The sequence below is a fragment of the Campylobacter concisus genome, assembly GCF_003049085.1.
Taxonomy (GTDB): Bacteria; Campylobacterota; Campylobacteria; order Campylobacterales; family Campylobacteraceae; genus Campylobacter_A; species Campylobacter_A concisus_H.
In genome coordinates this window covers 187417-208378 of sequence record NZ_PIQX01000004.1, presented here as the reverse complement: position 1 = coordinate 208378, position 20962 = coordinate 187417, and the positions used below count along the sequence as shown (strand labels likewise).

Annotated in this window: 13 protein-coding genes and 1 tRNA gene; 4 read left to right on the top strand and 10 right to left on the bottom strand. The window is 40.2% G+C overall.

Going from position 1 to position 20962, the window contains the following annotated elements; all coding sequences use genetic code 11:
* Positions 1–525: 525 nt before the first annotated feature.
* Complete coding sequence (locus tag CVT13_RS06465) at positions 526–6534, bottom strand: retention module-containing protein (protein ID WP_107811996.1); 6009 nt, start codon at positions 6532–6534, stop codon at positions 526–528.
* Positions 6535–6803: 269 nt separating this feature from the next.
* Between CVT13_RS06465 and CVT13_RS06460 the strand changes: the two genes are divergently transcribed.
* From CVT13_RS06460 to CVT13_RS06445, 4 genes are all read left to right on the top strand, one after another.
* Positions 6804–8885, top strand: a complete 2082-nt coding sequence (locus CVT13_RS06460; RefSeq protein WP_107811995.1) for a TonB-dependent receptor — start codon at positions 6804–6806, stop codon at positions 8883–8885.
* Positions 8886–8959: 74 nt separating this feature from the next.
* Positions 8960–9994 (top strand): ABC transporter substrate-binding protein, encoded by a 1035-nt coding sequence (locus CVT13_RS06455; protein WP_107811994.1) that lies wholly within the window; start codon positions 8960–8962, stop codon positions 9992–9994.
* Positions 9994–10956: a FecCD family ABC transporter permease gene (locus CVT13_RS06450; protein ID WP_107811993.1), complete on the top strand. Its 963-nt coding sequence runs from the start codon at positions 9994–9996 to the stop codon at positions 10954–10956. The genes CVT13_RS06455 and CVT13_RS06450 overlap by 1 nt, the downstream gene beginning before the upstream one ends.
* Positions 10947–11723, top strand: coding sequence for an ABC transporter ATP-binding protein (locus tag CVT13_RS06445; protein ID WP_107811992.1), 777 nt, complete (start codon positions 10947–10949; stop codon positions 11721–11723). The genes CVT13_RS06450 and CVT13_RS06445 overlap by 10 nt, the downstream gene beginning before the upstream one ends.
* 250 nt (positions 11724–11973) lie before the next feature.
* Here the strand turns inward: CVT13_RS06445 and CVT13_RS06440 are convergent, their stop codons facing one another.
* From CVT13_RS06440 to CVT13_RS06400, 9 genes are all read right to left on the bottom strand, one after another.
* Positions 11974–13164 (bottom strand): hypothetical protein, encoded by a 1191-nt coding sequence (locus tag CVT13_RS06440; protein ID WP_159071108.1) that lies wholly within the window; start codon positions 13162–13164, stop codon positions 11974–11976.
* A 149-nt stretch (positions 13165–13313) separates the two neighbouring features.
* On the bottom strand, positions 13314–13478 hold the full coding sequence (locus CVT13_RS06435; protein ID WP_159071107.1) for a hypothetical protein: 165 nt from the start codon (positions 13476–13478) through the stop codon (positions 13314–13316).
* A 132-nt stretch (positions 13479–13610) separates the two neighbouring features.
* On the bottom strand, positions 13611–14729 hold the full coding sequence (locus tag CVT13_RS06430; protein WP_107811989.1) for a hypothetical protein: 1119 nt from the start codon (positions 14727–14729) through the stop codon (positions 13611–13613).
* A gap of 421 nt (positions 14730–15150) precedes the next feature.
* Positions 15151–15227 (bottom strand) — tRNA-Met (locus tag CVT13_RS06425).
* A gap of 105 nt (positions 15228–15332) precedes the next feature.
* Complete coding sequence (locus CVT13_RS06420) at positions 15333–16322, bottom strand: argininosuccinate synthase domain-containing protein (RefSeq protein ID WP_107811988.1); 990 nt, start codon at positions 16320–16322, stop codon at positions 15333–15335.
* Positions 16323–16381: 59 nt separating this feature from the next.
* Positions 16382–17605 carry a peptidase T gene (gene pepT, locus CVT13_RS06415; protein ID WP_107811987.1) on the bottom strand — a complete coding sequence of 408 codons (1224 nt, stop codon included), beginning with the start codon at positions 17603–17605 and terminating at the stop codon, positions 16382–16384.
* Positions 17606–17616: 11 nt separating this feature from the next.
* The gene (gene dcuC / locus CVT13_RS06410) at positions 17617–18927 is read right to left on the bottom strand and encodes a C4-dicarboxylate transporter DcuC (RefSeq protein WP_107769952.1); all 1311 of its coding nucleotides are present in this window, start codon (positions 18925–18927) and stop codon (positions 17617–17619) included.
* 14 nt (positions 18928–18941) lie between these two features.
* A complete protein-coding gene (gene pepE, locus CVT13_RS06405) occupies positions 18942–19640 on the bottom strand; it encodes a dipeptidase PepE (protein ID WP_087577336.1) in 699 nt (232 codons plus the stop codon).
* Positions 19637–20956, bottom strand: a complete 1320-nt coding sequence (locus CVT13_RS06400) for an amidohydrolase (protein WP_107811986.1) — start codon at positions 20954–20956, stop codon at positions 19637–19639. Before CVT13_RS06400 ends, pepE begins: the two co-directional genes overlap by 4 nt.
* Between the last annotated feature and the right edge of the window lie 6 nt (positions 20957–20962).

The window sequence follows — 20962 nt, the reverse complement described above, 5'->3', positions numbered from 1 at the left end:
ATATGTTGATAAACTTACTTAGCAAGCTCAAATTGAGCTTGCTGTAAGGTCTTGGCAGACGGCCAAAATTTTTCTTTGGCCGAGCAAAAGAAAAATATAAAAACTTAGACGAAACTTTATCCACTAAATATGACTTTTGGTAATAAAACGTTTAAATTATAACTAAGGATTTAATAAAAAACTTGAGAATATTTAATATCTAGCAATAAGAATTTTTAAAGAGCAAATAGATCGTTTTATAATGGTTCTTTAAATTCCTAATGAAATGTAGATGCTAGGCTACCAGCAAGATAAGCCTATTAGTATAATAAAATCAACCAGCTACACTAAATTTAAATATCCATTTATTATCGACCTTATACTATAGGTACTTAGTAGTCTATGTATTTGGTTTTAGGCTAAGCCGTCTGGTAAAATGTCTTAAAATACTATTATTGATAAAAATTTATATTAGAATTGATAAAAACAAGATCAATATATGAAGATAAAAATTGCGACGAGTTTTAAGCTCGTCGCAAAGCTTTCTTAGAAGTCGGTATGAATTTTTTGGTCTACCTCTATTTTAACGGTATGCCCATTGATTTCATACATACTTTCGTAGGTCCTATTGCCACTATTGGTATCTGTTGTTCTTTTCCATTCATGGTTATCTAAATTAACTCTATCGTGATCATCGCCCAAAATTTTTAATCTAACGTCTTTATTGTCAGTTATATCTAAAACATTTTTCGGACTAATCGTTAGATTAACTGCGCCGTTCGCTCCGTCATCTCCAAGCTTAATTTGTTCAAATTTATAAACTTTATCGCCCAGATTCGCTACATTATTTAGATCTACGCTTTCTTTAAATACTAAAGTATCCGTACCGTTGCCGCCGTACATTCTATTGTTATTTGCGTTAAATTCTACCGTATCATTACTGATATCTTGCTCTACTTTTATAGTAAACGAAGATGCTACGCTGTGATTTGAACCACTTGAATCAGCCGTTTGAGCCACCACTTTTACGTCATAGGCTTTTTCCGGATTTACGTTTATTTGAGTCGAAATGTGACCGTTATCTATATCGGCTTTAGTTAGTCCTTCTAGCTCTTTCATAACAGTTTTGCTATGATCGTTCGGATCTGTATAAGTAAGAGAAATTTTATCTCCCTCTCTAGCGTCTTCCGGCAAATATAGCGTTACGTTATGCAAGCCCTTGTTGCTCGCATCTTCGCTTTCGCTATAAGAGCTTATATATTGCATTTTTTCTAGCTCGACCTCGTTAGTAGACGTTTGCTTGTATTCGCCTTTACTGTTAGTTAATTCAGCTTCTGCGCTATACTTATGGCCTACACTCACATCTATATCTTTTAGATTTAACGCTCCTCCTTCAAGAGATATCTTGTTACCATTAGCACTTTTAGCAACAAGTTCACCGTTTTCTTTTTCAAGCGTAAAATTTTCGGTTCTGGTGACTTGACCGTCGGTTTTTATAGTAACGCTAATCTTATCTCCGGCCATAACGTTGCTTGGAAGCTTTAGACCAAGAGTAGTTTTACCGGCATTGCCGTCTATCGCCGCTTCGTCTCTGCTTAGAACTTTATTGCGACTTAAGTCCTCGGTGAATACCGCTTCGAGTTTTCCGCTAAAGCCCATATTTAAATTTATATTCTTATTGTCTATCGTTTTATCTTCGCCGTATGCGTCGGTTAACGTAGCTTTTACCGTAGTCGGAACCAATGCTGGAGCCGGATTTCCCGAAGTTGGCGCAGTATATGCAAGCTTAACGTTAGGAATTTTTATCGCGTTGTCTACTACGTCTAGTGTTTCGCCGCTTGACGAAACTGCCTTTATTTTACCGTCTACGCTTTTTAGCTCGTATTCTCTAGGCGTAGATTCTGTGCTAATCTCTACTTTTAATTTATCGCCGATAGATGCGTTGTAAGGTATAGTCACAGTTGCCGTAGTTGTATAAATATTGCCATCTTCGTCGGCTTCTACGCGGTCTATTGTGCCATCCCTATTTAGATTATCTTCGTCGAACGTTACCTTAATAGGCTTATCATTTAGTCCTCTCTCTAACTCTATAGGTTTTTCTCCGGTTGTGCCCTTATTAACCCCAGTGCTATCTTCTAGCGTTACTTTCGTAGTCGTTTGTGTACCAACTTGAACGTTTACTGGAACTTTGATAAGCCCTTCTTCGATATTTACTGGATTACCGTTTTTATCCACAGCACTTATGGAGCCGTCATTATTTTTAGTAAGAATGTACTCTAGCTTTCTATTGCCGCTTGGCTCGCTTGGCTCATTTTTTATATCTACCGTTAGTTTATCACCGGTTACTATTTTGCCAACAGGTAGTGTTATAACAGCATTCGTCTTGCTTGCTGTTCCGTCTTGATTAGCTTCGGCTCTACTTAATTTAGCGTCCCTATTAGTATCCTCCTCATAAGTTACCATTAACGAATTGCCGCCGCCGGAAGCTTTTTTAATATCGTTTGTTGAATGCACAGCTACGCCTTTACCTTCGTAATCGACTACCTCGGCGCTAACTTTCGTAGGACTTACGGAATTAATAGGAACAGAAACTTTAACTATTTTATTATCGTCGGCTTCTATCGGCGTACCTATTTTGTTTTTAGCGGAATCTATTTCGGTAATTTCAAATTTTCCGTTCGCATTTTTCTCGATGAGGTATGATTTCTCGGAATTATCACCTATCTTAAGTTTTAATATATCGCCGTTAACAGTATTTGACGGAAGCTTAATGCTCGCCGTCGTTTCATTTGCCGTAGTGGCTATAACCCCGTCGTTATTTTTGTCTTCGTCGAACTTAATTAACATATCGTTATTTAAGGTATCCATAGATATATTATTTTTAGCCTCTGCAACCGCTCCGTTTTTATCGGTAACGCTAACCGAAATCTTCGTGTCGCCGCTCGTTTTTAGTTCTATATCTTTTATAGTTACCGCACCGTCTTTTATTTCTAATTTTTCGCTTCCTTTAGAAAGAAACAGATTGCCGTTTGAATCTTTTTCAACGATATAATCCTTTTGGGTTCCATCTATATCAATAGTTACCTTGTCTTTTTCCAAGATATTATTCGGAAGCGTGATTTTGGCGGTAGTTTTATAGATCGCTAGATTACCTCCGCTTGCGCTTTCAGGTCTTGAGAGTAGCGAATTTTCGTTATCGTCTTTATCAAAAGCTATTGAAACTCTATTTAGATTAGAGACTGTTACTGTGGCTTTAGCCTCCGTACTCTCATCTACAGCTACACCATTGTGGGTAGCCGCTGAGAGTACTTTGGCTGTTACTTCGGTTTTCTCGCCGGTTTTCATCAATACGTCTTTTATAACAAAACCTTTTTTATCCGAAGAAAGTTCCATTACGTTGTTGCTATTTTTGTCCTCCGTTATTTTGCTAATCTTTGAACTTTTACTAGCATCTTCTCCTTTTTTGTTAAGTTTGTGAATAATGTAAGTTGTTTCAGTTGCATTTCCGTTAGGATCTTTGATGGTTACTTTTACTTTATCACCATTAACAGCATTTGATGGAATTTTTATAGTAACGTCGGTTAGGTAGTCGCCATTTGTGTTTTTTCTAGCATCGTTTCTGCTTACGCTTGTACCGCCTTTTGCGTCTTCAAATATTACTTCTGGAGCCTTGATGTTCTCTATCTGGGTAGTCGCCTCTTTGCTTACGTCCGTCGTTACCGCATCGTCATTCGTTCCTTTTCGGTAGTCTAAGGTAGCCTTTACGGTAGTTTTTTCGCCGGCTTCTAGCCCTACGCCTTTGAGTATATATTCGTATTTTTGATTTGAAGTCGGTTGAGCGGACGGGAATTTACTTTCTAGGTCAGGATAATTGCTCGGGTTATTTGACGTTATAGAGTTTAAAAATCCTTTTGTGTCCGTGTGGATAGTGTATTCTCTCGTTTCGGTCGTCTCTTTGATAGGATCTTTTATTTCGAGTTTTAATATATCGCCGTCTCTTACGTTTTTAGGGATCGAAATGATTGCATCTATTTCATTTACCTTGCCGTCCTTCATACTGTCTGATCTTGATAGCGCGTTGTCGCCGCCATCTACTTTTACGCTTTGTTTTTCGGCAAATTCTACGTATATGCCCTCTTTTTCGACTATAACTTCGTCTTTATTAGATACGTCGCTTTTTTTCGTGCTTCCGTCTTTTTCTAAAACTACGGCATTTTCTATAGTCGTCTTAAAATCTCTAGATACCGGTACGCCTTTTAGCGTAATACTTTGTTTATCTGCCGAAATAGTCGCCGTTATACCGGAAGCTATCGGAGTCTCAGTAGTATCCGAAAGATCGCTTAGTTTAAGCTTTATATTAGACGTAATGTCTGTTGTAATATCAAATTTTAAATAATCGTCAGCCGCCTTAACGCCGTAAGGAAGCTCGATCTTTGCCGTCGTAGTTTTTAGATTACTATCGCCGCTTCTGTTTTCATAAAAATTTAGCATTCCGTTGTTATTAGAATCTTCCGTGAAAGTAACCCTTGGAGCGACTTTAGGCGTAACATAGTCTTTTCCTTGATCGCTAGCATTGCCGTATTCGTTTGTTATCGTAGCGGTAACGATCGTTTGATCGAAATTTCTAACTTTAGGATTAGGCGTTACAGTTTCGGTGGAGCCGTCCGATTTTATATTTTCAAAGCTATTTGAACCGTTTAGCATAAAGCCGTTGCCTTTTAAGTCGTCTAAAATTTCTTGAGTAATTTTGACGTTAAATGTTTCGTTGTTGCCTCCGCCGGAGATTTTTATATTTAGTATATCACCTACCTTAACTTTCTCACTCTCTAGCAGATTGGTTTGATCTGGTATAGTTATTTTTACTGGAGAAGTATCTCTAGCCCCATTTTCTTCACGAGATAAAATACCATTATTATCTACGTCTTCTGTAAATTCTACTACCGGTGGCTTAGGTTTATCGGATACTAGTTTTACTTCGTCGTATGCACTTTTGCTAGTATTTTCTACCTTGTCGGTAATAGTCGCATCCACTCTAGAAGTTTGTCCGTTTCTAACTGGAACGTCTAGCGAGTATTTATTGCCGTTATCTATCATAGCTTGAGTTATAGTTATTTTTTGCGTCGTAGGACTAGGGCTCGTTGGATCCTTGATAGTTATGTTTAGCTTATCACCAGCGGTTACATCGCCTGGAAATTTTATCTCGACTTTTGAGGTATCTATCTTGCCGTCGCTCGCGTTTTCGGGATTATTTAGTATACCGTCACTCGTATCGTCAGGGTTTGTAGGATTATGTTTAGGATTCGGCGTATCTTTCGCGTTCTTATCTTCGACAAACGTAACAATCGGTGCTTCAGCCGTAGTATCGGTAGTTATCGTATCTCTTCCTTCACCGCCCTTATTTCCGGCCTGATCTGTTATATAGGCACTTACGGTAGAAGTTTTTCCGTTTTCAACAGGAACGTCAGGTATAACATAACCGTTGTTTTTTATTTCAGGAGTAATGGTTTTGGTTATATTCTGGGTCGTATCGTCTGGCTTAGTAATAGTAATTTCTAGCGTATCTCCTACATTTGCATCCGCAGGAACGGTAATTTTAACAGGAGTCGTATTCGGATCTTCGTTTGCTTCATTTTCGCTTTTATTTAAAAATCCGTCATTATTTGCGTCTTTCGTAAATTCTACGGTTGGAGTAGTCGGAGCAATCGTATCGGTAGTTATCGTATCTCTGCCTTCACCGCCGGTGTTTCCGTATTTGTTAGTTATAGTGGCGGTTACTACAGAATTTTTGTCATTTTCTACCGGAACGTCGGTCAAAACGTGTCCGTTATCTATAATTTGCTGTGTTATAGGTACTTGTCTAGATTCGCTAGAACCATTTGGTTTATAAATTACGATATTTAAAGTATCTCCAATTTCGACGCTGCCGTCGTTAGGAACGGTTATTCTTACCGTCGTTTTGTTTTGATCGCCGTCGATATTGTTTTCGTCTTTATTTAGTAGGTGGTCACCATTTTCATCTTCCGTAAATTTTACGGTCGGAGTAGGAGGTATAATGGTATTTGTCGCATCCTGCGTATCCAATCCACCTCCCCTTATTGCAGAATAATCACTTATATAACTACCTCCATTATCCGGTAAATTGCCATAATTAGCATATATGTTACTAATGTGGCCTCCTTCTGCAAAGCTAGTAGAAGATAAGCTTACACCATCTCCACCATTACCACCTGCTTGTGGACCACCTGCAGCAGTTTCTTCTAGAGCATTAAGATCTGTTCCTTTTAAGATGGCTTGTTGTAAAGCTGAGATATCAGCTACTGTTTCGTTATTGTTAGAGTCTTGGTCTAGAGTTAGAGTGTCTTTACCTATTAAAGTTATATCTTTACCATCAGTTTGAGTTATTGTTACTTTAGAGTTAGAACCCTCTGTAACTATCTTTTCACCTTGGTATACAATATCTCCTACACTTAATTGTCTTACCTCTCCTGTTAAGTCATTAAGTGCTCTTGCTATTCCTCCATTTACGCTTTTAACTACTCCGGCTTCTTTAGCCATCATATTCTCCTTATTGTTTATAGTATTTGAAATTTTGAATGAATTATATAAATTTTAGAAGTATATGTCTATTGTACTGGGGTACAGTGTGAGGAACTATTTAACACATATCATAAATATCATACCAGTCAACATGTATATCTTAGTGTCTTAATATATAGTATAAATATATCAATTATGGCTTTTTAAAATATAATATCACTTTTATACATATTGAAAATCATTATATATTTCTATATAATTACTCAAATATTTTAAAAGGAGTTTAAATGCAGAGAAAAATCGCGCTTAGCCTCGTTTTGGTCGGCGTTTTGGCTGCCGCGCAAGACGAAGTAGGGCTAAAATCGCTAGAAGGCGTAACCGTCACGGCGCAAAGATCGTCTCAAAGCGTAGACGAGATAAGCAAAAGCGTCTCGGTAGTAGATAAAGAGACGATAGAAAGAAAGCTTGGCAAAAGCGTACCGGAGCTAATCAGCGAGGCGCCGGGGGTTTCAATCGTAAACGAAGGCATGGACTCGGGTACCGTAAACGTGCGAGGTTTTAGTTCGTCTGATTACCGCGTGCCAATGTTCGTAGACGGACTTAGATTTAGAGGTAGGCCGGCGTTTGAGTATTCGATATTTACGCCCGATCAAATCGAAAGGATAGAGATAATAAGAGGCCCCGCTAGCACGCTTTACGGTACAGATGCCTTTGGTGGCATAGTAAATTTAGTCACCAAAAGAGCTAGCGGAGACGTGCACGGCGACTGGGCGCTATCTGATACGTATCTAAGCACCCAGTATCAAAGCGCGAACAAAGGCGTGCAAAACCGCTTACAACTCGGCGTAGTCGGACACGGGTTTGACGCTTTGCTGGGCTTAAACTACAAGCACGGCAAGGACTACGACACTCCTGCGGGTAAAATCCCAAATACAAGGTATAACTACCGAAGCCTTGATTTTAAAGGCGGATATAGCTTTGCCGATTTTCACAGGCTTGAGCTCGTAACTAGATACACAGAGTCGCAGCGCGGCGTAGTCGGTACGGCGGTCGGTGCTCCCGGAACGGCGAATAAAAAAGGCTTTCAAAAATACATAAAAGAAGCGCCTCTTAGAGAAAAATACGTAGCGCTAAACTACGAAGGCAACATAAACGACAAATTTATATTAGATTCTAGCTTGTATTACAGAGAGCTTTATACGCACCTAAATATAAGGCCCTACATCGGCTCGTTTTCGCCTAGGCAAGTCGATAACTACGTAAACGGACCGAAGGTCTACGGCGGTAAATTTATCGGTAAATTCGTAGGCGACAACCTAACCCAAACCTACGGCGTAGATTTTTATTACGAGGACTGGGATAGCGTGTATCAAAGCGTAAATAACGGCCCTAGATTTCGCAATAGGCTAAGAACCAAACAGCTTGACGTCGCCGGGTTTGGATTGCTTGAATACGCGTTTAGCAACGACGCGATTTTAAGCGCAAATTTACGCTACGACCGCATAAAAACGTCCTTTGATATGGATAGCTCGATGAGTCCCGCCGTAAGAGCGCTATACGAAAACGCCAACGATAGAAAAGACGGCAGAGCCAGCTACGGCCTGGGACTTATTTATCCTATCGCCCAGGGGCTTGAGTTCATAGGAAATTTCTCGACTTCGTTTAGGGCTCCTATGAGCGGCGAGGTTGCTCCGATACTTACGTTTTCAGGCAGCGAGGCGTATCTACCGAACCCTGATCTAAATATCGAAAAAGGCGTTACCTACGAGGCCGGACTTCGCTATACGGATAAAGCGCTTAGATCAAATTTGATATTTTACACGGGAGATTATAAAGACCTGATAGTCGAGCGAAACTGGCAAAGCGGCGGCGTGACCTACTATCAATCGCAAAACGTAAATAGAGCCAAGATAAGCGGAGCGGAATTTGACCTCGCTTATAAAATTTTATCAAATTTGGAGTTTAAAACAAATCTCGCCTACACGCGCGGCAAAAACAAGCAAACCGGCAAACCGCTTCCGGAGATCGCTCCGCTTAGTGGACGCGTAGCCGTTTCTTATTCGCCGGAGTTTTTGGCAAATTCTTACATAGAGTATAGCGGCGACTGGGCGGCGAGAAAGACGCGTATAGATGATAGCGTAGAGCGCGAGCGAGCGGGATATTTCGTACATAACCTATACTTTGGCAAGAGCCTTGGCAAACTAGGCTTCTTAAAAGATTTTAGCCTAAATTTCGGCGTCGAAAATATCTTTGACAAAGAATACGCTCCAAGCCTAAGCTACGAGCTAATCAGCCAGCCTAGAAGCGCTAGCAACCCGCTAATAAATCCGGGTAGAAATTTCAAACTAGGCTTTAAGGCTAGCTTTTAAAATTTAAATTTACCGAGCGGGTTTTAAACAAGTCCGCTCAAAAGCCCTAAAATTTACTAATTTAAGGATCAAATTTGAAAAAAATCATATCCGCTTTATTGCTGCTGGCAGCGACGCTGGGCGCGCTTGAATTTACCGATCAAAACGGCAATAAACTCCACTTCGACCGCTCCGTTAAGAGCGTAGCGCTGTTTCCGGTGCCGCTAGCTTCGTTTTCCCTTAGCGTCGAAAACAACGTATCTCGCCTAGCCTCCGTCCATCCGATGGCTAAGAAAAATATCGAGCGCGGAATGCTCGGAAAAATGATAAAAGGCGCGGCTAGTATCCCCGCAGGCGGTATAGGAGAGGATTTTACTCCAAATATCGAGGAGCTGCTAAAACTATCTCCGGATCTTGTCGTGCAGTGGGGCATGAGAGGCGAAAAGATCATCGAGCCGCTGCAAAAAGTAGGGCTAAACGTAGCTTTGGTAAATTTAAGCGGCACGGAAGAAGATCCGCTTTTTTGGTTTGGGATGCTGGGTAAAATTTACGAAAAAGAGCAAAAGGCGGAGCAAATTTTACAAAATAGAGCCGAGGTAAGAGCTAAGATCGAAAATTTCGTAAAAGGGCTTAGCAAAAAACCGAAGGTTCTTTTTATATTCGGCCGAGATAAAAGCTACGAGGCAGCCGGCGGCGGGACGTATTTTGACTACGAGATAAAGCTAAGCGGCGGAGTAAATGCGGCGAATTTCGGGGGATTTAGAATTTTAAATAAAGAAGAAATTCTCACGCAAAATCCGGACGTTATCTTGCTTAGCAACTTTGACGAGCTAACTCCGCGGGACTTTTTTAACGACAAAATTTTAAAAAACGTAAAAGCAGTCAAGCAAAAAGCCGTCTACAAAATGCCTCTGGGAGGCGATATGTGGGAACCGCCTACGGGCGAATCGCACCTGGGCTGGGCGTGGTTTAGCGTGCTGTTTTCTGGGCAGGCGCATATAAATTTAAAAGACGAGATGAAAAAGAGCTACAAGCTGCTCTATGGTTACGATCTAAACGGCGATGAGATAGCTAAAATTTTACGCTTCGATCTAAACGGAGAGAGCAAATTTTACGAGCTTTTTAGATAATGAAAAAATATCTGTTTTTATCGCTTTTTCCAGCCTTTGCGGTCGTTTTTTCGCTGCTTGCGGGTAGGATTTCGCTTGAGGGGCTAATTGACTATTATCAAAACGACAAAGAGACGCTTTACGCTTTGATATTTGACCTGCGCTTGCCTAGGCTGATAGCGGCATTTTTGATAGGCGCTAGCCTTAGCGCGGCGGGCGTGATATTTCAGGCGATGTTTGCAAATCCTTTGGTAAGCCCGAATATCCTGGGCGTAGGCAGTGGGGCGGGATTTGGCGCGGTAGTTTGCATTTTAGCCTTCGGTAGTCCCTTAGCCACGCAAATAGGCGCTTTTATTTTCGGCTTTTTAGCCGTCATGATAGCTTACGTCCTAGGCGTTTTGGCAAACAAAAACTCAAAGCTCATGCTGGTGCTTGCAGGCATTATCACGGGCGCTATCTTTGAGGCGCTGATTTCGGTTGTCAAATACGTCGCCGACACGCAAGAAAAGCTACCTAGCATCGTATATTGGCTAATGGGAAGCTTAAGCGCCATATCTTGGAGCGACGTGGCAGCGCTTGCTCCCGTTTGCGTTAGCGGGCTTGTGCTTCTTAGCCTAATGGGCTGGAAGCTAAACATTTTATCCCTAGGCGGCGAACATGCAAGCATTTTGGGCGAGAGTAAATTTTTAGGCTTTATCTTTATCGTACTTGCTACGCTGATAACGGCCGTAAGCGTAGCGATAGCGGGTATCATCGGCTGGGTAGGGCTTTTGATGCCGCATGTTACGAGGCTGATTTACGGCTCCGATAACTCGCGGCTAGTTCCGATTTCGGCGATTTTAGGCGGTATATTTTTGATGCTAACCGACGTTGTGGCTAGAAGCGTGAGCTCGGCTGAAATCCCGCTAAGTATCCTAACCGCGCTTATAGGCGCTCCGATGATCGGCGTCATCATCGTTAAAAAGGGCAAAAGATGGTCTTAAGCGTAGAAAATTTAAGCTTTTCATACGAGCGCAAGCAAATTTTGCAAAATTTGAGCCTTAGCCTAAAAAGCGGCGAAACGCTTGCAATTTTGGGCCCAAACGGTATAGGCAAATCTACGTTTTTAAAGATTATTTTAGGGCTTTTGAAAGCAAAAGGCGGCCAAATCTTGATTGACGGCCGCGATCATGCCTCTCTTAGCGGTAAAGAGCGCGCCAAACTCGTAGGATACGTGCCTCAAAGCGAAAATATCGCTTTTAGCTTTAAGGTGAAAGATCTGATTTTGATGGGCGTAAACGCAAACGTCGGTATGTTTTCAAGGCCGAGCGCAGAGGATAGGGCGATGGCTGAGGAAGCCGCACGGATAGCGGGCGTTAGCGAGTATTTAAATTTAAACGTAGACGAGCTAAGCGGCGGCATGATGCAGCTGGCGCTTATAGCTCGCTCGCTCGTACTACGGCCTAAAATTCTCGTCATGGACGAGCCTACGTCATACCTCGACGTCTTTCATCAAAATGCCGTTTTAAGCCTAATCAAAAAGTTAAATAGCGAACAAAAAACTTGCGTGATCTTTACCTCGCATCATCCCGATCACGCGCTTGCGTCGGCGGATAAAACCTTGCTATTAAACGGTCCCTTAGGATATGAATTCGGCGCAACGGATCAAATTTTAAAGGGCGAAAATTTAACCAAACTTTTCGGCATAGATTTTATAAATTTAAACGTCGAAGATAAAAGGAGATTGCTGGTTAAATGGAATATCGATTAATTATAGAGTGCTTAGGCCTTTATAATAGCTTTTACAGACCATAAGCCATAAAACTATTATTAGGTGTTTGTAAATTTACTTAATCATTTTAGCTTGAAATAGTCTTATGTTTTATTGCAGAAAATTTATACAAAAATAGACAAATAGGTCATTTTACATAGATTAAAAAGACAAACAATTATAAAAGTTTAATGATAGAAAAGAATATCCCAAAGGAATTTCCTTTGGGATTAAAAAAACTAGTTAAATTTTAAATCTCGTGTACTACTACGTCTTTAATTTCTAAGGTTACGGTGTGACTTCCTTCTGTTTTTGTATAGACTGTATAACCATCGCTATTAGGGATAGCAGATTTATTCCATGTGCCTATACCTCCTTGTAGCGTTACATGATCGTCACCATTACCATCTATTCTTAACTTGTTATTACTATCAGTCATATCTAAAACGTCTTTAGCTGATAGATTTATATTGTTATTGCCTTGGGTTAAATCTAGTTTTTCGAAATTCTTAACTCTGCTAAAATCTATACTGCCGTCGGCGACTTTTAACGTATCATATCCGGCTCCGCCGTCGATAGTAGAGCTGCCGTCTATGCTTGCGTTTTTACCGATAGAGACGGTGTCATCACCTTCGCCTGTATTTATTTTTGCTTTGGTTAAATTCGCTCCAGAATTTATATTTATCTCGTCATTGCCTTTGCCCATATCAACATTAGAGTTTATGATAGAGCCATCTACATTTAGAGTATCTTCTCCTCCGTGAGTTTGTATTTCGGCGTTTTTGACAGTAGCACCGGCTTTAACGTTTATGGTATCTTCTGAACTATAATAATCCCTATGATCTGATCTTATATAAGTTTTATGCTGGCCATAGAAAAGACTCGGATCTTGGTCGCCAAATACCGCGCCAGACTCTATATTTACTTCATTTTTACCCTTGTCTAGTCCGATCTCTGCTTCGCTAAACGTACCGCCTCTTACATTCACCGTATCATTACCGTCGCCGGTATAAATTCTTGTGCCGGTTAAATTTGCTCCGGCATTTATATTTACTTCGTCGTTACCGCCATCCATATTCACTTGAGAATCTTTAAGCGTAGCATTATCTATTGTTAAAGTATCAATGCCCTCGCCCATATCTGCTTTGACTGTTACTTTAGCTCCTCCGTGCATCTTTATCTCATCGTCTCCGCCGTGAGTTTGAAGATGATTGGTATTAGTATAAGTAAAGTCGCCCGCTATATCTATAACGTCTTTGTTTTGGCTACCCATAAGGCTCTTTACTCTAGCTTCGCCACTTTGATGGAAATTCATATATTGCTTGCCTAGAGATTGAGAAGCTTGTATCGTTACATCTTTTAGTACGGCGTTTCCGGTTATGTTTAGAGTAGCTTTATCTGTTGATTTACCGCCTTCAAACTGCAATGTAGTACCATCCAACTCGGCATTATCTTTGATTTCTATCTTATCATTCTCTCCAGCTCCGGTGTTAAAATTACCGCCTTTAACCTTAGCATTACCGTTTACGGTTATAGTGTCATCTCCGGCTTCTCCTAGGATAGATGTAATATTTATATTAGCATTGCCGCTTATATTACTACTATGCTTTGGATATCTCTAGAAAATTTACTCCTCAACTCTGGAACCTCATTTACTATCATCCCTTTTATCTCTGGGTTGCTATTTGCTATTTCTAGTAAAAGACCTAAGCTTTTGTCATTAAGGTCTCTTAGTTTGATATTTTCTTTTTGCAAGCTTTCGGTTTTACGTATTAGAGATTGATTTTCTCTATCTTGGCTCTTTAACAATGCATTTTGTTCATCTATCTTTGATTGCTGATTGGCATGTGCTTTTAGTCTGTTTTTAAGATGTGTTATCTCATTATCTTACTCAGCTTGGGTCTCTCTTAAATCATCTAGCTCTTTTTCTAGCTGCTCTTTTTCTTTTAAGATTTTTGTGCTTTTCTCTCTATCCTCCTCTATGATTTTACTTTGTTCTGTTACTTGCTCAGCAAGAAGTTCTACCTTTTCTTTTAGCTGTTCGTCTGATGTGATGGTTATATTCTCTTGCATTTGTTCAAAAACAGAATTTCTAAGACCTGCTATTAAAGCTCTTTTTTCATTTGGCTCTAACCTAAAGTACTCGTCGCCCCACAAAGACTCTTTCTTTTGCATATACTTATTTGCTTCCGTTTCTATAAGCTTTTGAATTTTCTCTTTTAGCTCTTTCTCACTCTTATATTCACTTGCTATTTGGTGCATTTTGGTTAAATTCTTATGTCTATTTTTACCTGGCTTACCGCGAAGTACCTGACCTTCAAATGCCTCCGCTCCCATATCTTGTAGCTCTTTACCAAATTTTGCTGTTTTTGACCTGCCGCTAAATCTCAAATTTGCATGCTTCTCAAAGTTGTAGTTTGTAAAAAAGATATGAAAGTGCTTGGTCTTCTCGTCATTATGCTCGGCTACAAGCAGACACTTTACGCCATACTTTGCGCAGTATGCATTTATAAATCTCATAACTCTATCCATCTGTATGTTTTCATTTATAAATTTCGACTCTTCTTCGTTTAGCCCTTCTTTTGGCTCTTTCTCTCTATCTGTGCCAAACGTGATGATAATCTCACAAAAGCTACGCATATCTTTGCGCCAAGACTTTTTTATAACAGTATCTTTGCCATTTCGCTTTTGCGTATAGGACTGCGCGGCATAATCTTCTTTAAAGCTATCCTGAAAGCCTTTAAGTAATTTCTTTACAAAAGCCATATTATGCAGCTCATCATCTTTGCTGTTAGCATCTCTCATATTACCATTGCCATTAAATTCACTTAGGAGTTTGTAACGATTAGTAGCGATTGGATTCTTGTTGAGATACTTTATATGCTCAGTCTGATTTTTCTCACGGCACGCATGTGCAAATCTACCTATAGCCCTACCATATGTTAAAAAACCCGACCGTACGTTTAAAACTAGGTTGTGATCGTTTATTGTATATGCATTAGCCATGGCAAATCACCTCACCATATAAACATTCTTTCGTACTAGTAGTGCTAGTTACTATTAATGAAATTTTTTTCATTTTTATCCTTTTAAAAAGTATTTATAGTAATTACACCAATTTTGAAAAAAATCGTAGCTAGAAATGCAAAATTTTGTAAAAAAATTCATAATTAAAAAAAGAATAAATTAAGAATAATGAAAGGATGCAAGCTAAAAGTAAGTATTCATAGGGGTTTAGGATAAAAGTTTCAAGTAAAAATTTTTAAAAAATGAATTTTTATTGTATTAAAAGGGCGATGACTCTATCATCTTTGGAATTTTTAAGAGGCTGTCCCACTTTAGTAATTAAGTGTTCCACTCTTAAAGGAAATTTTAAAGAAAGGGAAAGAACAAAAGTATCACTGCTAGTGCCTAAAATAGTGTGTTCTGGTGTCACGGGGGAGACTTGAACTCCCGACCTCCGGCTTATGAGACCAGCGCTCTAACCAGCTGAGCTACCGTGACACTTTAAAATAAGTTTCGGATTATATAATTTTTAAACTTATTTGTAGATAAAAACTATCTTTATCTACAAACACAAAGTAAAAGCACCAAGAATCGATAAAACGTCTATTTTACGAAATAATTTTGAGCTAGAGATTTATCCTCGGGTGTAATACTAAATTTCTCGCTATCGATGCTAACTTCAAATTTATTTTCTCTGCTTGCTTTTGTATAAGCTAATGCAAGCCTTGCAGCAAGCTCTTTATCGGCTTTGCTAGCATTTTTACTTATGAAGCTAACAGCTCCCACGATGTCATCGCTCTCTTTAAATTTTACTTGATCAAATTTATCATTTGGATGCGCTAAAAGAGCGTTGTTATCGCTCTCGTCACGGCCTATTATCATTTTTGCACCATCTGGCAAGCGCAGATGCCTACCAAGCTTTAGCCACGTCACATCGATATCTCGCATCTCTTTATCAAAATTTAGATAATCCTTTATCTTCACAGCAAAGCTCTCGATCGTTAGCAAGCACCCACCTCCAGGCGTTGCAAAGTCCTCAAAGCCAAATTCCTTTGCCAAAGCAAGCTGCGGCTTTCTATCGCGCCCGCTTATATCAAGCAGCTTCTCTCTATCGACCCAACCCTCGCGCTCTGGCTTAGTTGGCGGCAAAAGTTTAGCACACATCGGGCGAAGCACCAAATCATCCTCGTCATCAGCTAGACGCTTAACCTGAAAGAGTGCGTCTCTGCGCTGACTCATCGGCCTTTGACCCACGACTTCACCAGTGATGATGAAATTTGCATTTTCACTTTTTAGCATATTTAGAGCTGTTTTAAACATATATCCGTGACAATCAATACATGGGTTAAACTGCTTGCCATAGCCGTATTTTGGGTTAAAAAGCACATCACGAAGATACTCATTTCTCATATCAACCACTTTTAAGCTAGCCCCAGCCAAAGCTACGCGGCGTCTTAAAATTTCATGTTTTTCTTCATCTACGCCAAATCCAGTATCCATATAAAGTGCGACCACTTCGATATTTTGATCGCTTATTAATTTCATTGAGAGCATGCTATCAAGCCCTCCGCTAAACAAAGCTAAAGCCTTCATTTTTGTCCTGAAAGTAAAATTTAAAGCCTAAATTTACTAAATCTAGGCTTTTATGAAGTTTATTTAGCAGCGTTAATTACGATTTTTTTAATCACTTCGCTCGCAGCTTTTAGACTGCTAACTGGCAAATACTCGAAGATGGAGTGAAAGTTATTTGCCCCTGTGAATAAATTTAGCGTTGGTACACCTTTTGCGGATATCACAGCGCCATCATATCCGCCGCGCATCGGCTTTATATTTGGCGTGATATTTAGCTCGCTAAAGGCATCTTTTGCTAGTTTTATCGGAAGTGAGTTTTCATCTTTTAAAAATTTAAAGACGTTTTCATAGCGTGTTTTTAATGTGATCTCACAACGTTCTCCATAAATTTTGTTAAAAGAATTTGCCATGTCGCTTAAAAACTCAAGCCTTTTTTGAAATTTTACCTCGTCAAATTCTCTTATGTCGATCTTAAGCGTCGTTTTTGCGCTGTTTCCGCTAAGCTCTTTCACCCAAAAATAGCCCTCTTTGCCCTCGGTGCACTCTGGCACTTCGCCGCCTGGCAAAAGAGAGATAAATTTATGCGCAAGAAGTAGCGAATTTACAAGCTTGCCCTTTGCGTTCATCGGATGAGCCGAAACGCCTTTAAAGACCATCGTGCAGTCAGCCGCGTTCCAGTTTTCGTATATTAGCTCGCCTATCTCGCAGCAGTCTAAGCAGTAGCCAAAGTCAGCTCCTAGCAAATTTACATCAAGCGCCTTTGCACCAAGCAAGCCCTGCTCCTCATCAGGCACAAAGCAGATCACGATCTTGCCATGCTTTATATCAGGATTTTGCATAAAAAAGCTAGCCATATTTACGATACTAGCGATCGCAGCCTTATCGTCAGCGCCAAGCAAGCTAGTGCCGTCAGTCACGACTATCTCGTCGCCAACGTATTTTTTAAGCTCTGGGTTGTCGCTAAATTTAAGATATATGCCCTGCTCTTCATTTAGGCAGATATCGCCGCCTGTGTATTTTACTATCTTCGCTTTTGTATCGTTTTTTTGCTCACTACTTGTATCTAAGTGCGCAAAAAAGGCGATACTTTGGGCGTTTTCGCAGTTTGCGGGGATCTTTGCTATCAAGATGGCATTATTTTGCAAGATGATATCTTTTATACCAAGCGAGCTAAGCTCTTCTTTTAAAAACTTAGCCAGCTCGTACTCGGTTGGGTTAGAAGGCATGACACCTTTTAACCCATTTTCTTTATTTGTTGTGGTGTTAAATTTTGTGTAGTTTAAAAATCTCTCTACGATATCCATTTTTCATCCTTTTAGATGACAAAAAATGCAATCGCTACAACAGAGACAAACATACCTAAAAATGTTCTTTTAGCGATTTCAACTGGGCTAACCATAGCAATGCCTGCACAAACGATAGCAGCACCGGCAATCGGAGAAGCCGATCTACCTAAAGCACCAGCAATAGCTGCTGCCATACCAAGCTTGTCTTGTTCAAAGCCAAGTGCAGCGGCATTTGTTGTGACAGCTTCGTTAAATGCAAATGTAGCAGCGTCGCCTGAACCTGTAACTATACCCATGATAAATGGTACAAACGTTCCGCCAAATTTAACGTAACTTTGATCTGTTTTTAGCCATGCGATGACCACATCAACGGCTCCACATGCCTTTAAGCCAGCGACAAAGACACCAGCTGCGATGATGATACCCATAACATCGGCATAAGCATGGCCCATTCCGTTAAAAAATTCTTTTGTGATCTTCTGCGGATTTGTAAGTGTAGCAAAGATAGCTATGATGGCACCTAGTATCATTGCCTCAGCAACGCCCATCTTTGTCCACGCAAGAAAGCTATAATCTTTCGCAAGGCTTGTTCCGCCAATAACCAAGATAACAAGTGGAACTAGAGGCATAATGGCGTAGATGAAATTTACTTTAAATAGCGGTTTCTCTTCGCTAGCAGCACTACTTTCAAGAGTAAAATTTGTATTTTTTTGATAGTCTTTAAGTAATATCGCAACAATAACTAATGCGATCACTACGATAACAAGAGCAGTAAATGCACTTGGAATTTGCACTTTTATGACATCTTGAACTGTATAGCCCTCAACCGTTTTTTTAACAAGATCAGCTACATAGACGTTGTGAGCCGATCCCGGGCTTAAGACTCCACCAAATGTACCCGCAAAAACAGCAGCACCAGCCATAGCTGGGCGGATACCTGAAGCCATTAGAAGCGGTATAAGCGTTGCACCAACAGCAGCGGAACATCCTGCAGCTGAAGGGATAGCGATATTTATAAAATAAGTTAGCACGGTTGTTGCGGGGATCAAGATAAAACCCACATTTTTAAGTGGCTTTGTAAGAAGCGCAACAAGGTGTTTATCGCACATCGTGTATTTCATAACAAACGCAAAACCCATACTGGCACAAATTGCCTTTATAAGCCCTGCTTTAGTCATATAGTCAGTAAAAGCACTTAGTGCCCCCATCGGTTTTAGTGCGATTATACAAAGCACCAAACCAACACCTATTAGCACCGTTCTTGTCTCTTTTTTTAAGACAAGAAGTGCCACAACAGCTGCAATGCCAAGAATGGCAGCAATTAGCTTAAATGTTTCCATACCTCTCTCCTTGTTTAGATTTTAAATTTAGTTCCAACTTCTATTTTTTCTATCTCTTTTTGATACTCAAATTTTAAAATTTCACTATGTCCTATGACCTCAGCCTCGTTGTCCGCTATAAGCAAAGCTGTGCCCTCAGGCAGTGCGTAGATAGTATCTTTTGGATTAGCTATTAAAAATTCCTCCAACCTCTCCTCCCTGCTCTCACCGTTATGACCTGCTAGCTTGCCACTTATGAAGTGCGGATTGATCTGATATGGGAAGATATTTAAGCTATCAAAGGACTTTGGCATGATGATAGGCATATCATTTGTCGTCATCATCGTCTTGCCAGCGATATTTGCACCAGCTGACCAGCCAAAATATTTTGCGCCATTTGCCACAGCTTCTTTTATAGGCTCGACTAAATTTAGCTTATAAAGCGTGTAAAGCAGCATAAAGGTATTTCCGCCACCAACTGCGATACTGCTAGCATTTTTGATAGCTGAAATTTTATCCTCGTAGTGATGGATTGATTTTATATTGCTATTTTTTAATCTATCAATTACTTTTTGCTCATACTCGTCATTTGTTCGCCTAACTCCAGCGTAAGGGATAAATAAAATTTCTTCCTTGCCGCATTCACCTAAAAATTCCTTAACCCAGTTTTTGCAGTGCCTTAAATAGCCAGTATCTTGATAGCTTGAAGCACTGATTAGTAAAGCATTTTTCATTTTTTTACTCCATTTAATTTGTAAGCAGATCTTAGATAGACATCGACTCCAGCCACCAAACACTCCTCATCAAAGTCAAATTTGCAGTTGTGATGGCCTGCTTTTAAATTTGTTCCTATCATCATATAGCCACTCTTTGCGCCCCTATCTTGCAAAGCTCTCATAAAGTGAGCAAAATCTTCGCAAGCACCAAAATCAAGTTCTTTTACGATCTTATCATCATCTATAAAAGGACTTTGCTTTGCAGCTTCATAGAAAATTTCAGTTACTTCTTTGTCGCTATCGGCTCCGTTTGTGCCGCCAGTTTTTACGACTTTACTCTCTACGCCATAAATTTCACTCACACCTTTAACGATATCCATGCATCTTTCATACATAAAATCATTTAAATTTGTATCTTCGCCTCTTGTTTCGCAAGCTAGATAGCCATTTGGAGCGATGACATTTCTGCCTTCACCCGCTTTTAAAATGCCCACATTTATCCTAGTTACACCTTTTGCATGTCTTGTGATGCCATGCATATTTAAAGCCATTTGTGCTGCAGCCAAAAGAGCGTTTGCGCCGTCTTGTGGTGCTCCAGCTGCGTGAGCCGAACGACCCGTGATATGCACATCAAATTTTGAAGTTGCAAGTAGCTTGTTTGTTCCACATATGATGCCTCTATTGGTTTTTGCTTGAAAGCCGATATGACCGCCTAATAGATACTCTACACCATCAAGCACACCAGCAGCTTCCATAGCCACAGCTCCTCTTGTGCCCTCTTCTGCTGTTTGGAATATAAATTTAAATTTGCCGTTAAACTCATCTAAATTTTCAGCTATAAGTTTTGCCACACCAAGGCCTATCGATATGTGTCCGTCATGCCCACAAGCATGCGTGATACCAGCGATATCTGCGCCAAAGCCCTCTTTAAAAGGTCTATGATCAGCGTCTGCGCTCTCTGTCACATCAACACTATCAATGTCAAATCTAAATGCTGTAAATTTACCAGGCCTTTTCGTATCTATAAAGGCAGTTAGGCCTGTTAATCCATCTTTCATATAAGGAAGATATTTTGCCTCTTCAGGGCTTAGGAGCTTTTTGGCTCTTTCTATTGCTTTTTCGCATTGCTCTTTCGAGCCAAGACCAAGCCTTGCATCAGCTTTAACGACTTTTTCACCAAGGCTTATTTCATAACCAAGGTCACTAAGCCTCTTTGCTAGCACAGCGGTTGTAAAAAATGTAAACCAGCCAGTCTCTGGATGTGAGTGAAAATACCTGCGATCCTTGATCAGCTCATCTTTTAAAGAAAGAGTCAAATTTGCTATCTTATCCATAGATTT